The sequence below is a fragment of the Dyadobacter sp. CY312 genome (assembly GCF_021390535.1).
Classification (GTDB): Bacteria; Bacteroidota; Bacteroidia; order Cytophagales; family Spirosomataceae; genus Dyadobacter.
Genome location: NZ_JAJUXG010000007.1, coordinates 350,652 through 364,310 on the forward strand (window position 1 = coordinate 350,652; position 13,659 = coordinate 364,310).

Genomic DNA, 13,659 nt, shown 5'->3' on the forward strand with positions numbered 1-13,659 from the left:
GATTTTCGGAGGAAGGCTTTTTGTTATACAATATTTTGATTAAACTATTCTTTAAAAAACACCCTCTTCACGCGTTCTCCAATTCCCGTCAGGATTTCGTATGGAATGGTACCAATGTTTTTGGCAAGATCGGAAATGGGCATTTCGTTTCCGAAGACGATCACTTCGTCACCTTCCTCCACTTCTGCTCCGGTCACATCGATCATGGTCATGTCCATGCAGACATTACCGATCGTCGGGCACAGTTTTCCATTTACAGATATCTTGCCTACACCATTTCCTAAACCTCTGTCATACCCGTCGGCGTAACCAATAGCAAGCGTGGCAATGGCCGAGTCATGGGTAATCTGCCCTTTCCGGCTGTATCCAACGGTTTCTCCTGCTGACAGATATTTGATTTGAGACACAATGGTTTTCAGTGTTCCCACAGTTTGCAATGCCACTTGGTCTCTGCCGGTTGCTTCCACACCATAAAGTCCAATTCCCAGTCGGACCATATCCAGCTTGTACTCCGGAAAACGAACGATCCCTGCTGAGTTGAGAATATGTTTGGTAACAGGATAGCCAATGGCTGTTTCGATTTGCCCGGCTCCCTGCACAAAACGGTCATATTGTAGTTTTGAGAAATCATTATGTTCGCCTTCGTCAGCACCAACCAAATGCGAGAAAATGGTAGAAACCTTAACAGCCGGATTCAGCTGTAATTGTTCAATTAACCATTCGTAATCGTTTTCTGTGAAACCGAGGCGATGCATTCCGGTATCCAGTTTCAGGTGAACTGCCGGAGCCTGGGAAGGTTCATTACGTCGGATCACATAATCAATCCAGTCCGTTAGTATTCTTCTGCTGTATATTTCAGGTTCGAGTTTATATTGCCAAAGCAGGTCGAAAGTGGGAGTTGTTGCATTCATCACCATCACCGGAAGGTTAATTCCCGACTGGCGCAGCGCAACGCCTTCATCGGTATAAGCGACACCTAAGTAGTCCACACGGTGGTATTGCAGCAGCGAAGCAACTTCTGAACTTCCGCTGCCGTAGGCAAATGCCTTTACCATAGCCATTATTTTGGTTGTTTGTCCAACCCTGGCTTTGTAATAGTTCAGATTGTGAGTGAGTGCGTCCAGGTTAATTTCCAATACCGTTCCATGTACTTTCTGCTGTAAACGGTGCACGATTTTTTCAAAAGAAAATGGGCGGGCACCTTTGATCAGCACCAGGCTGTCTTGTAAACTGGCGTATGGGAAATCTTTAAGGAAGGAGTCTGTGCTTGCGTAGAAATCCTGCTTAGGTACATCAAAACTTTCGGACTGACTGGTGATTTCCGGGCCGATACCGATAAGACGGTCAATGTTTTTTTCTTTCAGAAGCCGGGAAATGATGCCGTAAAGCTCAATAGGAGGCTGCCCTGTTTGCAGTACATCGGAAAGGATTACCGTTTTCAGTTTACGCTGCTCTTGTTGCCCCAGGAAATTGAGAGCCATAGATAATCCCAGAATATCATTGTTATAGGCATCATCAATGATGTAGCAATGATTTATTCCCTCCTTTAATTCCAGACGCATGGAAACGGGTCGCAGGGATGTTATTCTTTGCTGAACAACGGTCGCAGGCAGGCCAAAATCGAGCAGGAAAACAATGCAATGAACAAGGTTTTCTAGTGAGGCCTCGTCACGAAAGATGGTTTCAAAGTGGTGGGTGCCCAGGTTTCCACTTAAATGGACGACGGTCGTATTCCGTTTGAAAGTGTAAGAAACGATTACATCCGCACCGGACGAGATTCCCCAGCTTATTGTTTTTAGAAACGGGTTAACCGGACGCAATATCAGGCTGATCTCCTCGTCGATTTCAGTGTAATCTTTCCGGTATATCAGTTTTTTTACTTTGGTAAAAAGCCTTAGTTTCTCCGTTATTTTTTGTTTTCTACTTCTGAAACCATCATCATGAGCAGAGCCGATGTTGGTAAATATCCCGATCGTTGGCTGAATAATCTGTTGCAGATGCTCCATTTCATGAGCCTGCGAAATTCCTGCTTCAAAGATGCCAATGGTATGTTCCTTCTTGATGTTCCATACAGAAAGTGGAACACCAATCTGCGAGTTATAGCTTTTGGGACTGGCTACCACACGTTCCCCGGGAGCAATAAGCTGCGCTAGCCATTCTTTCACGATGGTTTTTCCATTACTGCCTACAATCCCCACAACAGGCAGAGCGGAGTTGTTCCGGTGAACGATGACGGTTTTTTGCAACGCTTTGATGCTTGAAGGCACCACCCATATTCTGGCATTGGTCCAGTTGGATGTGAGGTTTTGCATCGATTCGTTAAAAGAGCCAATTTCTACCACAAACTCCTGAACTCCTTTTTGGTACAATTCAGGAAGAAACAGGTGGCCATCGTGGTGTGGGCCTTTGATGGCAAAAAATATACTTTGGTCGGGGATAGAAAGTTGTCGGCTGTCTGTCAGCAAGTAAGCTGCCCTGGTATCAATCGCTCCTGCGGTATGTTCAATGGTACTCATTCCAATCATTTGTAAGGCCACAAAGGTATCAATCCTTTGGGGTTTGAGAATGAATATTGTTGGAGAATTTGAATAGAAATTAAGGGATAAAGCTTCTAGCGAAAATAATTTAGAACAGCATTTGGCAAGGCTCCTGCGATTTCAATTCCTATCGCCGTGACTGGCAGCGCCATATAAGCCCAAATCGGGAATTTTACGGTCTGCTGCACTTGTGTTGTCAGAATTACAGCCGGAATAAGTTTATCTTTTTGCTGATAAATAATGAGGCCAGTCAGTATAAGATAATAGGAAAGCCGGAATGTAAACGCAACGGCCATATTGCCCATGAAAGTTAAATCCCAAACTAAAATATTCAACCAGATGGGAATGGACATGAATGCGCCGATGATGGCGGTTCTGTTCAAAGAAAGCAAGATGGCGCACAAGATTTGTGATACGCCAATAAAAGCCTTGAAAGGCTGATGGTCCGCTAAATACCACGACAGCCTGAACAGATCAATTTCTTTTAGTGCCATGTTCATTGTTTTGTCATCAACGCCAAACTGTCCATCTGTGAGTTTAGCCCAACCGTATCTGTATAATGTCCAGGCTAGAAGTACCCGGGCGGATAACAGCAGATATTCCTTAAGAGGAAATTTTGATATTGTAGTCATAGGCAGAACGACCAATTTATTTCCTCGATTTTTGAATGGCTAACAGATGCAAATTATAGTGCGGTCATTTTCTTGATTAGACTTCCGGGTAAGTTTATTTGGACAGAAGGATCTGCTTTCAAACGAAAGGAATGGAAAACATCCTGGTCAATACGAACCGAGCTTGAATCTTTGACGTATAATGTTGTTTGATCCAATTTATTTTTTGCTTCTATGGTGAGATTGGCACCTGAATGTATTGTGGTCGATAGCTGTTTGATGTCATTGTCTTTTAGCGTAACCCCAAAACCTTTTTGTTCTAATAAGAAAGAATCAGCTTTTACACCTTGAATAGCCGTAGTAATTCCGTTCGAATTCACTCCGGACAACTTTGACACCATGATGTAAACGTTTGGTGAACTGCCGTACGAATACTCGCCAAACTCGGCCTTTTGTCCTTTAAGTTTATAATCCACCATAAGTGTATCACCGCTCATTTTCCAGCTGACAATTGGTGAATTGTCAGTATTCTTCATATCCAAAACTTTGATTTCAGGTTCGGAACCGTACGTGATTCTAGTGAGTCCATAGTAATTTCCCGAAAGTTTGACGTACTTGAAATCCTTCAATTTGGTCTTTTCAAAGCCTGCATAAGGATCATTCCTATCAATTTTATCAAATTGTGTTTTCAGAGATAGCCCGGATCCAATCATTGCGATGAATGAGAATGCGATCAGGCAGACGATAAGGATGTTACTCTTTTTCATTATTGCTGTCAATTAAAGTGTTCGGGGTATACCTCTGCTACGAAAGTCTGATATCGGCTCTGCAATTCTTCCATACTAATATTAATGAGATACATCGCTTTGAAAAATTCAGGTAGTTCGTTTTCTAGAAACCGTTCTTTGCGGTAAGCCAAAATGAGTGCAGTGGCATTTTCAGATGCGGAATAACCTATCCCACGTTTGTTGAAAATAATCTCCTTCGTTTGAAGAAATTCGTAGGTTCTCATCACCGTGTTTGGGTTCACCTCCATCATAGAGGCCAGATCCCTAACAGACGGTATTCGCTCACCAGGCGGCCATTTTGCCAATAATATCTGCTCACAGATGTAATCGGCAATTTGGAGGTATATTGATTGTTTATCTTTGAATTCCATGAATGAATGATGTTATATTTCCTTTTCTTTCAGGCGTACGTAACTAATAAACCAAGTGCTGAGCAGGAAGAATATTGGAAATGCATAAATCAAAATCAAGGCTGTATCTGAGTGAACAAGATGATAATTTTGGTTTGCTTCGGAATACCATACTTTCCAACTTCCAAAAGGAAACGCTACCAATTTCGAGGGTTTATTGGTAGCATAGTAAGCAAATACCAGATATATTATACAGGCCAAAATTGAGGTAAGAAACAAAATGCCCGCTGTTTTGATATAGGCTTGTGTACGGAAATAGATTGATCCCATAAATACGGAACCTTGTATAACCATGTGTAAATAAATAAAATACGTTAGGACATCGGCTGGAATAGGGGCATACTTTTGTGTGAGGGAATGAGGTTGCTCATTGGCGTAGCTAATACTCCAATAATGGAACTTTATAAAGAAAATTGTTACTGGAATGATGAATAACAGGTTGATGAGTAAACTGATCAGGAATTTTTCAAGTTGTGATGCCGGGATCATTAGAGAGGCTATTCCGGTATCAGGTGACCCATATTGATTAAACACAGACGATGTATAAAGACTGCCTCCAAACATCACAACCATAAACAATGCCAGTGCATGGAGTACCATTAATATTTCATTATGTTGATTGCTGATAAGTACGATGGGTAACATCATTACCAACATAAGCCCAACTAGAAGCCCGCCCATAAGCAGATAGTTTTTCCCTTTCTCGGCGAGTTCAAGCCTTAGTAAAAGCCGGAAGCGGTGAAAATCGAATGTTTGATTCATTGTATAAATGTTTAACGAAATATAATGGGACTAATTTCTGGCAGGGATTGGCTTGCTAAAATGCTAAACAGCAGGATTATGAGAATCAGTATTGTTTTCATTATTGAAATATTTGTTTAATTCTGGCAGGATTTTCCATTACCGCGTTAAACAGCTGTTCAAGGTCAACACGACTTTCTTCGCGGTGTGAGTTTTCAGATACAGCCTTGTAGCCTCGCAAAGAAGGTTCAGAATACAAAACTCTTGTGTCGAATTCTACACTGGGCAGCGTTCCAAAATGCAGTCTCTCTGCAACAGTATCCAGACTGTGTTGTATCAGAATTTCACTGTCTTCCAGAATAATGATTCCGTCAATCAGGTTATCCAGATCCCTAACCTGATGTGTTGAGATCAGGATAAGGCGGTCGGGCTCCAAAGCGGATGAGACAATTTTTCTGAACTGGCTTTTGGAAGGAATGTCAAGACCGTTTGTAGGTTCGTCCATCAATAAAACTTTGGTGTTGGTAGCCAATGCGAAAGCCGTTAGAACCTTTTTCTTTTGTCCATATGACATGCCTGTGAGTTTGTTTTTCTCAGGAATGTCAAATTCAGAAATGTAAGTATGGAACTGCTTTTCGTTAAATTTTGGATAAAAAGGAGCAAGTGTGTAAAGGTATTCGTCAATCGTTATGGATGGCAGGTATATTTCCTCCGGGATAAAAAACAGATCCTGTAAAAAAGCGGGTTGGCGTTTTTTAGGCTCAAAACCGTTAACATCAACTTTACCACTCAACGGAAATAGTAACCCTGCCATGTTTCTCAAAAGACTCGATTTTCCGGCACCATTTTTCCCCAGCAAACCATAAATATGACCTGGTTGCAGATCTATTGATAAATCTTCGAACAGTTTTTTGTGTTTACTATATCCAAAAGAAACCTTGTCGAGACGAATCATAGCTTAGATGTTTAGTGTATTAGTATGATAGTACACTGTAAAAGTATGAGGCTTATTTGATATACCAAAATTTTTCTAAAATATTTTTTGGAGTGCGATTTTCTTAGTAAAATATTACACGGAGTTACACAGAGGTAAAAGGAGTGGCACTGAGATGTAAGTAACAGCCGACAATACCTCTGTGCATCTCTAAATGTCTCAGTGAATCTCTGTGTAACCTGTTTAAAGCAGAAATAACGGTTACGAGCTAGTAAGTTTGCGGTAATCTTCCTGGGTATCAATGTCGATTCCACCCAAAGGAAATGTTACAGAAGCGACATCTCCGGCGAATTGTTTGATCAACTTTTTCGCACCTTCGGCTCCTTTTAAGCCGAGCAGAAGATCGAAATATTTTTTTTGAAACAGTACCGGTGTTCCAAAGGTGTCGTCATAAAAACTTGCAACAATACCTTTTCCAGTTAATTTCGCTGTTTCAATCAGAGCCTGAAATAACTCGGAACTTACAAATGGTTGGTCACTAACGGAAATGATAACACCTTGAAGATGAGGGTTGAGTCTGTTGAGTTCGGTGAGGCCTATTCGAATGGAAGATGCCATGCCTTCCTGCCAATTGTCATTATGAATAATTGCGGTAGGCAAATGAAATAATTTAGGTAAAATCTGCTCGGAATGAGCACCAGTAACCACGGCAACAGGGGAGGAGATAGCTGTAACAGCAGCTTCAATCACATTAGTAATCAGTGCTTTGCCGTTGTATATAAGCAATTGTTTTGGTTCGCCCAGCCTTGATGAGTTGCCGGCTGCCAATATCAGTATGCCGTAGTGCAGAGCTTCATTCATCTCAGAGCGGATTTTGTATTGCGCAGAGAAATCCTTCTGTTACTGAATCGGAATAATCCAGGTTTTGGCCGTCACGGTTGTGAATAGGCTCCGATTTATCTCGCAGGAAGGTTCCTTGTCTGCTGCTCATTACAGCTTTTATTTCAGCCAGTATTGAAAGGGCAATTTCTTCGGAAGTTTCCGCACCAATATCCAGTCCGGTTGGCCCGAAAATCCTGCTCCGTTGATCATCATTCACTGTAATTCCTTCTTTTTCAAGATCGCCGAACATGCGATTAAGCTTCTTCTTAGGTCCCAGCGTTCCTATGTAGGGACAATAATCAAGCATGATCAGTTCTTTCAGAAGCGCGATATCGTAATTGTAATTATGGGTCATCAGTACAAAAAACGTTTGCTCGTCGGGTTGAACCTGAGTCAAAACTTCATTGGCTTTGGACACCAAAACCTGTGTTGCTTTTGGAAAGCGTTGTTTTGTGGCATGTCCGTTCCGGCCATCCACAACGATAATGTTCCAGCCTAAAACGGATGCCATTTCAGTCAGTGGAATGGTGTCGTTACCCGCACCGGCAATTACCAGGGAAGGCGGAGTTTTTAGGTATTCAATGAATCCCGTCAGATTTTGATCATCTATGCTAAAACTCTTAAAAAAGGAATCCTGGATTTTCTGTGCCCACGATACCTCGCTTAGAAAAACTTCATTTGACACCAGTGCATCAGCACTGTATTCTGTAACGTTGTCTTTTTCAAGATACAGGCAGCATGTTCCTGGTTGTGCGCCATTTCTTCCGGTTAAGGAAAACAGTGTGAGTAATACTGCATTCTGCCTATTGACCACAACGCCTTTCAGCAGCTCAATAGGATTGTTCGCCTGATCGGTATCAATGGGTTCGAAAAGAATGTGCACAATGCCATTACACCCCAATTGCACGCCCAGTGTATTGTCGTCATCATCGGTGGTATCGTAAGTTACCAGTTTGTTTTTTTGTTGAGAAATGGCCAAAAGAGCCTTCCGCAAAGCATCACCTTCAAGGCATCCGCCACTTATGGCGCCTGTCAGCTGACCATCATCGGTTACGAGCATACGAGCACCGGGTCGCCTGTACGACGAGCCTTCCACATGAACAACCGTTGCCAGTGCCATGCGTTTTTTTGCAACCACTGCCTCTTCATATGCGTTGATGATGTCCTTAATTTCTTTCACTCTGGTGTGATTTTACAATTTTAGAAATAACCTCAATGGCCATGTCCACCTGCTCCGAAGTAGTGAATCTGCCCAGACTGAGCCGGAATGAATTATGAATGATTTCATCCGTAAGACCCATTGCTTTTAACACATGGCTGGGCTGAATAGTTGCCGAAGTACAGGCCGAACTTTGCGAAAAAGCGACACGGCTGGAAGCTTCCAGGATCAATTTTTCACCATCAATATCGTTAAAAGTGATGTTTGTGCAGTGTGGCAGTCGTGGAGCGGAAGTGGCGTTGATTACAATATTCAGACCACTTAATCGGGATTCGAGCTGGTTTCGTAGCTCAGTCAAACGCTCGGTTTCCATTGTCAATTCTGCCTCGGCCAGTTCGCACGCTTTTCCCAATCCTACAATTCCCGGAACATTCAGTGTGCCACTTCTCCTGTTGCGTTCGTGGCCGCCGCCGTCAATTTGTGCTGTAAGTGCAGGGCCATTTTTTTTTCGGACAAATAGCGCTCCAATTCCTTTTGGTCCGTACAATTTATGGGCACTGAAGGCCATTAAAGCAACATTATTCTCTTTAACATTCACAGGAATTTTACCAACAGCTTGTGTTGCATCTGTAAAAAAGTGAATGCCGTGTTTTACAGCAATTTCACCAATTTCTCTGACTGGCTGAATGACACCAGTTTCATTATTGGCAAACATTACGGCAATGAGCAGCGTATCTTTAGTAATTGCTGCTTGCAGTTCCTGTAAACTGATCAAGCCATTGACATCAACCGGAAGATAGGTAACCTGAGCACCTCTTTTTTCAATACTTCTGCAAGTATCCAGAACAGCTTTGTGCTCTGTTTGAACAGTAATAATGTGATTAATTTCTTTAACCGAGCTCTCGAAAATTCCTTTTATAGCCAGATTAATTGCTTCGGTTGCGCCGGAAGTAAAAACAATTTCGTTGGGGTTAGCTCCAATCAGGTTAGCGATGTTTTCTCTTCCATGCTCAACGGCCTCTTCTGCCTCCCAACCGTAGGCATGCGTACGACTTGCAGCATTCCCGAACTTGTTCAGAAAATAGGGGAGCATTTCTTCCAACACCCGCGGATCCATGGGCGTAGTGGCGTTGTTATCGAGGTATATTGGCATTGCATCAGGCATAGTTAAACATAAAGTAAAAACTACCGTGATGCAAATTTAAAGGGAGAATTAACGATATGGAACGCTCGCCACGATTGCAAATCGGTACTAGCTTTGGATCAAAGCCATAGTCTCATTGATAAAATCAGCTTTGCCGAGCAAATATGCTCCCCGGTCATTTCTGAATTGCGCAGCCAATTTGACTTTCAATGACTCGTATTCTTGTGCTCTTTCCTGATGCTCCCTCAAATAATCCCGGAATTTTATCTGACTCCACATTACATTTTCCTTTGGGCACATGTGAATATGGAAGATCTGTTCTTTCTCTCCACTCAGCTTGTATCCTTTTCCAAATGACATATACGCGGCAATACTGTCGCGTTCGGGTACTTTGAAATAAGTATAATCCAGGTTTTCGAACTGTTGGATCAGCTTATTATTAAATAGTAATTCTTGGGGTATCTCAATCAGAATATCAATGTAGGGCTTCGCTTTGATAAGGGGGATGGACGAACTTCCGAAATGTTCTATCCGCCAAACGGTATTGTCTCCAACTCCTGATAAAATCCTTTGTTTTTCCGCATCGAAAATTGTTTTCCATGCCGGATTGTGATCCGACAATTCGATGGGGAATAATGTATTCCAGTCGTCTTTTTTAAGTTCTTTCAGGTTAGGTTTCATTGCTGGTAGGGTTAGTCTACGGTTTATTATCGCAGTTGTAAGCAAGAAAAGGAATAGTCGTTAGTCTATACTTTTACGAGAATAGTACTTACCGAATAGGGTAGAGGAATTAGTTGGATGGGTGTTACAAATATACATCATCGATTTTTAATCAATGGTGACATTCAAACAAAAATCACCCCATTGAAAGATAAGATGGTTTCGATCAACATGTGAACGTGTTAACCATAATTATAAGGGATGCCTGTTGCAAAGTGTGACGCCATTTTATTCGTTAACCAATTGGCACTCAAAGGAGCGTACAAATAATCAAAATTCGGTTAAAGGTGCTTTAATATGTGTTTAAAATTACTTTTTTAGATTTTTTCTGTCTTTTAATCAAACTCATTAACCAACGAAATAAACCTAGGTATATTAATTTTCAAATTCCTTTTTTAATGAAACTTATTATTTAAATTTGCGTTAACTCTATAAGTTTAATAGATTAGTTGTTCCATTAAAATATATAATTATGTCACTTCGATTAGGAGATATCGCCCCGAATTTTGAGGCTAATACTACACAAGGTCAGATCAATTTTCATGAATGGTTGGGAGACAGCTGGGGACTTTTGTTTTCACACCCTGCCGATTTTACTCCGGTTTGTACTACGGAGTTGGGAAAAACCGCTTTGCTTAAAGGAGAATTTGAAAAACGCAATGTGAAAGTACTGGCTGTGAGTGTAGATGATATTGATTCGCATCACCGTTGGATTCCGGATATCAATGAAGTGAACAACACTGAAGTGAACTTCCCGATTATTGCCGATGAAGGTCGCAAAGTTGCCGAACTCTATGATATGATTCATCCGAACGCAAGTGAAAAAGCAACTGTACGTTCGGTGTTCATCGTGGGTCCTGATAAAAAAATAAAGCTTACATTAACCTATCCCGCATCGACAGGACGTAATTTCAACGAAATTCTGCGCGTTGTTGACTCGCTTCAATTGACAGCCAACTATTCAGTAGCGACTCCCGCCGACTGGCAGGATGGAGATGACGTGATTGTGGTTCCGGCTGTGAGCACCGAAGATGCTGAAAAGAAATTCACCAAGGGACTTAATATCGTAAAACCTTACCTGCGTTATACGCCTCAACCTAACAAGTAATCCTGGATTATTTAATAAAAAGCCCTTCGTACTGATTCAGAGCGAAGGGCTTTTTATTGATTTTTTACTTTATTGAATTTGCTTTTCTCTCACTAGTACGTCACTTCCGTAATATCTCATATCTCTTGCCCCCAGATAATAGTAGTAGATCGAAAGCGCCATGGGAATATGGGCGATGTCATTGTAGTTGAACCAGGGGCCGAAACTAAACTTCAATGCATGGAAACCAGCAGATACCGCTCCAAGAAAAGTAGCAATGAAAATGTAGCGACTTCCTGGATCTTTCTTTTTACGATATACATAAATCTCAATGAGACACAACATCAGAAAAAGTCCATAAAACGCATGAACCTCTACAACAATAAAGTTGAGCGTAACCAAGGCTAACACGAAGAATATTGAAAGCTCAACGTAATTGAGCCAACCTAAATATTTTCCTATCTTTTCAGAAAGAAGGGGTTTGACATGCCAGATCGCAGCTCGTTCAAAGAGTGCAACGGCGATCATACTTGAAAACCAACCGGGAATTTTTCCAGGTTGACCGGTTAGATATAAAAAGCCATGTCCCAGTATCCCGCCAATTGCCGTAGCCAAACCCATGAAGAGAAAAAAGTACTGGGTTTGTTTGTACATAGCGTGCGTTCTGCCCAGTTTGTTGAGCTGTACAAATCCATAAACACATACGGCGGTCATCATCAGGCTGGATAAAACAGAAGAGGGTTCCAGAATGGTGATACCGAATAATTGAATCTGGTGCACCTTACTGAAATCAATGGCAATGTCATTCATAAGATAAATTGGAAGTTAAGCGAAACCCCGGAAAATGCGGAGTATTTTTCAAAGTAACTACAAAATGCCCTGTTTTTGGCAAGATAAGCTTACTTTCTGTTCTTAGTAATAAAACTATACCAAGTGCAATGTTTGGTTTATGTTCTTGATTTCGGGCTGATTAAAGGTATTTTGCAGAATGAATAACGGGTTAGTTAAAGTTTGCCATTCAACTTCCGGAAACAAATGGTATGATAAAAATTACTATTATAGGAAAATTCTGTATTTTTATCATATTTGATAGCCGGAGGCATTTTCTTCTGACTTAAATTCTTGAAATATGAAGTGGTCATTTGTAATCCGGCAGAAACTGAAAGCCGCATTGTTGCTTAGTGGTATCATGGCATTTATTATTTTGGGCAGTCTGATAGCGCGCAATAGTATGGAGGGGATTGATAAATCGTTTTCGTCCATTTATCAGGATCGTTTAATTCCGGCTACTACCATCATCTATCTCACAGAAAACCTGTATGGTAAAAGATTGTCTCTGGAGAAGTTTCTACTCTCCGACGATCAGCGTACATCCCATGAAATTTCCTCCGGATTGAGTCTATACGATAGCCGTATCGATTCACTCATCAGTGCATTTGAAAAGACATACCTTGTGGATCAGGAAGCAAAAAGTCTTGCGGCCTTTAAAAATAGAGTGGAGGAATATGTATTGCTTGAAAAAATGATTCTCAACCTGCATGCATCCGGACATGTGGATGCCGGTAAAAAACTGTTTGAAGGAGCAGGAGCAAATACGTTCCAAAGTACGATCAACAATCTGAACGAATTGACATCAATACAATCGAATATCGGGCAGGAGCTCGTGAAAGAATCCAAAAGTGATATGGCAAGTTTTGGATTGATCTCGTTTTTGCAAATAGCACTGGCTATTATTATAGGTCTGATCGTTCTTGTTCTGATTCAGAACTCGAAAATTATAAACAAGCCCAAGATCCGGCAGGATGAAGGATCCTACTTTAACCTAAACTAAAAAAGAGAGCTTGCTGAAATTTCAGCAAGCTCTCTTTTTTAGGACTCGAACCAGATAAGATTAGTTACCTACTTTTCTTCCTTTAAGAGTTTCTTTCGAATTTTTAACCTGCTTCAAAAGATCCTTTTTCACGAACAGCCGTGTTCCGTTTCCTCCCTGAAGATCAAAAGTGCGCTCTTTGTAATCAAATTTATTATTTGGCAGAACGTCAAGGAAATAATTTTGACCGCTCAAATTGAACTTCATTCCTTTTGTGTCCTGCTGCGTGTCGTCCCAAGAAACGTTAATGACACCATTTCCTGTTCCCAATGCTACACCAGGAGTAAATGGCAACACGTTGATGGTCTGGATACTCTTTCCATTGCTCATCGTGATCTGTCCTTCCGGATTTACCTTGATGTCGTTTGGATCTGACACCTCACGGCGAATGTTGATCGCTTTATCATTGAAAAACTGCACTTTTTCTAATGGAATATTGGCTGATTCAAGATCCCTTCTCAAATCCTCGGTAAATACTGTATAGTTTGAAAGAGGGACGGAATTCATGGTGGTGCACGCAGAAACTGCTGAAAACAATATTACACCGGCAATTAGATTTTTAACAAGATTCATATTTATTGTGATAGGCTGTATACTCAGTTTGATATTATGTTTTGATGTCGCAATATTAACAAAAACGCTCACAGTTACCAATTTACTAATTTTATTCTACTGTAAGGTAAATTATGACAATGTGTCAGCCTGAGCGATTTTGATTGCTAATGGAACGCAAATTTTCACCTCGTATTGCAAGAGATAAATTAATTCTAAAATTT

At 41.2% G+C, this 13,659-nt stretch carries 14 protein-coding genes; 2 read left to right on the plus strand and 12 right to left on the minus strand.

From position 1 onward, the window contains the following. Nucleotides 1-44 precede the first annotated feature (44 nt). The 10 genes from LZG71_RS11190 to LZG71_RS11235 form a co-directional block, all read right to left on the minus strand. Nucleotides 45-2,516 (minus strand): bifunctional UDP-N-acetylmuramoyl-tripeptide:D-alanyl-D-alanine ligase/alanine racemase, encoded by a 2,472-nt coding sequence (locus tag LZG71_RS11190; RefSeq protein ID WP_233820409.1) that lies wholly within the window; start codon nucleotides 2,514-2,516, stop codon nucleotides 45-47. Between the two features lie 95 nt (nucleotides 2,517-2,611). Next, nucleotides 2,612-3,169, minus strand: coding sequence for a DoxX family membrane protein (locus LZG71_RS11195; protein ID WP_233820410.1), 558 nt, complete (start codon nucleotides 3,167-3,169; stop codon nucleotides 2,612-2,614). A gap of 53 nt (nucleotides 3,170-3,222) precedes the next feature. Continuing rightward, nucleotides 3,223-3,915, minus strand: a complete 693-nt coding sequence (locus tag LZG71_RS11200; protein ID WP_233820412.1) for a hypothetical protein — start codon at nucleotides 3,913-3,915, stop codon at nucleotides 3,223-3,225. Nucleotides 3,916-3,923: 8 nt separating this feature from the next. Further along, nucleotides 3,924-4,307, minus strand: a complete 384-nt coding sequence (locus LZG71_RS11205; RefSeq protein ID WP_233820414.1) for a GntR family transcriptional regulator — start codon at nucleotides 4,305-4,307, stop codon at nucleotides 3,924-3,926. A 12-nt stretch (nucleotides 4,308-4,319) separates the two neighbouring features. After that, nucleotides 4,320-5,108 (minus strand): hypothetical protein, encoded by a 789-nt coding sequence (locus tag LZG71_RS11210; RefSeq protein WP_233820416.1) that lies wholly within the window; start codon nucleotides 5,106-5,108, stop codon nucleotides 4,320-4,322. Nucleotides 5,109-5,208: 100 nt separating this feature from the next. Next, nucleotides 5,209-6,042 (minus strand): ATP-binding cassette domain-containing protein, encoded by an 834-nt coding sequence (locus LZG71_RS11215; RefSeq protein WP_233820418.1) that lies wholly within the window; start codon nucleotides 6,040-6,042, stop codon nucleotides 5,209-5,211. A 240-nt stretch (nucleotides 6,043-6,282) separates the two neighbouring features. Then, nucleotides 6,283-6,882 (minus strand): NTP transferase domain-containing protein, encoded by a 600-nt coding sequence (locus LZG71_RS11220; RefSeq protein ID WP_233820420.1) that lies wholly within the window; start codon nucleotides 6,880-6,882, stop codon nucleotides 6,283-6,285. A 1-nt stretch (nucleotide 6,883) separates the two neighbouring features. Beyond that, nucleotides 6,884-8,083, minus strand: coding sequence for an XdhC family protein (locus LZG71_RS11225; RefSeq protein WP_233820422.1), 1,200 nt, complete (start codon nucleotides 8,081-8,083; stop codon nucleotides 6,884-6,886). Then, on the minus strand, nucleotides 8,070-9,215 hold the full coding sequence (locus LZG71_RS11230; RefSeq protein ID WP_233820423.1) for a cysteine desulfurase family protein: 1,146 nt from the start codon (nucleotides 9,213-9,215) through the stop codon (nucleotides 8,070-8,072). Before LZG71_RS11230 ends, LZG71_RS11225 begins: the two co-directional genes overlap by 14 nt. A gap of 99 nt (nucleotides 9,216-9,314) precedes the next feature. Then, nucleotides 9,315-9,887, minus strand: coding sequence for a GrpB family protein (locus LZG71_RS11235; RefSeq protein ID WP_233820426.1), 573 nt, complete (start codon nucleotides 9,885-9,887; stop codon nucleotides 9,315-9,317). 511 nt (nucleotides 9,888-10,398) lie between these two features. Between LZG71_RS11235 and LZG71_RS11240 the strand changes: the two genes are divergently transcribed. Beyond that, nucleotides 10,399-11,034 carry a peroxiredoxin gene (locus LZG71_RS11240; protein ID WP_233820428.1) on the plus strand — a complete coding sequence of 212 codons (636 nt, stop codon included), beginning with the start codon at nucleotides 10,399-10,401 and terminating at the stop codon, nucleotides 11,032-11,034. A gap of 69 nt (nucleotides 11,035-11,103) precedes the next feature. Here the strand turns inward: LZG71_RS11240 and LZG71_RS11245 are convergent, their stop codons facing one another. Next, the gene (locus tag LZG71_RS11245) at nucleotides 11,104-11,823 is read right to left on the minus strand and encodes a DUF6962 family protein (RefSeq protein ID WP_233820430.1); all 720 of its coding nucleotides are present in this window, start codon (nucleotides 11,821-11,823) and stop codon (nucleotides 11,104-11,106) included. A 319-nt stretch (nucleotides 11,824-12,142) separates the two neighbouring features. Between LZG71_RS11245 and LZG71_RS11250 the strand changes: the two genes are divergently transcribed. Beyond that, complete coding sequence (locus tag LZG71_RS11250; RefSeq protein ID WP_233820432.1) at nucleotides 12,143-12,844, plus strand: MCP four helix bundle domain-containing protein; 702 nt, start codon at nucleotides 12,143-12,145, stop codon at nucleotides 12,842-12,844. A 60-nt stretch (nucleotides 12,845-12,904) separates the two neighbouring features. On the opposite strand, the gene LZG71_RS11255 is transcribed toward LZG71_RS11250, so the two are convergent. Then, the gene (locus LZG71_RS11255; RefSeq protein WP_233820433.1) at nucleotides 12,905-13,456 is read right to left on the minus strand and encodes a hypothetical protein; all 552 of its coding nucleotides are present in this window, start codon (nucleotides 13,454-13,456) and stop codon (nucleotides 12,905-12,907) included. Between the last annotated feature and the right edge of the window lie 203 nt (nucleotides 13,457-13,659).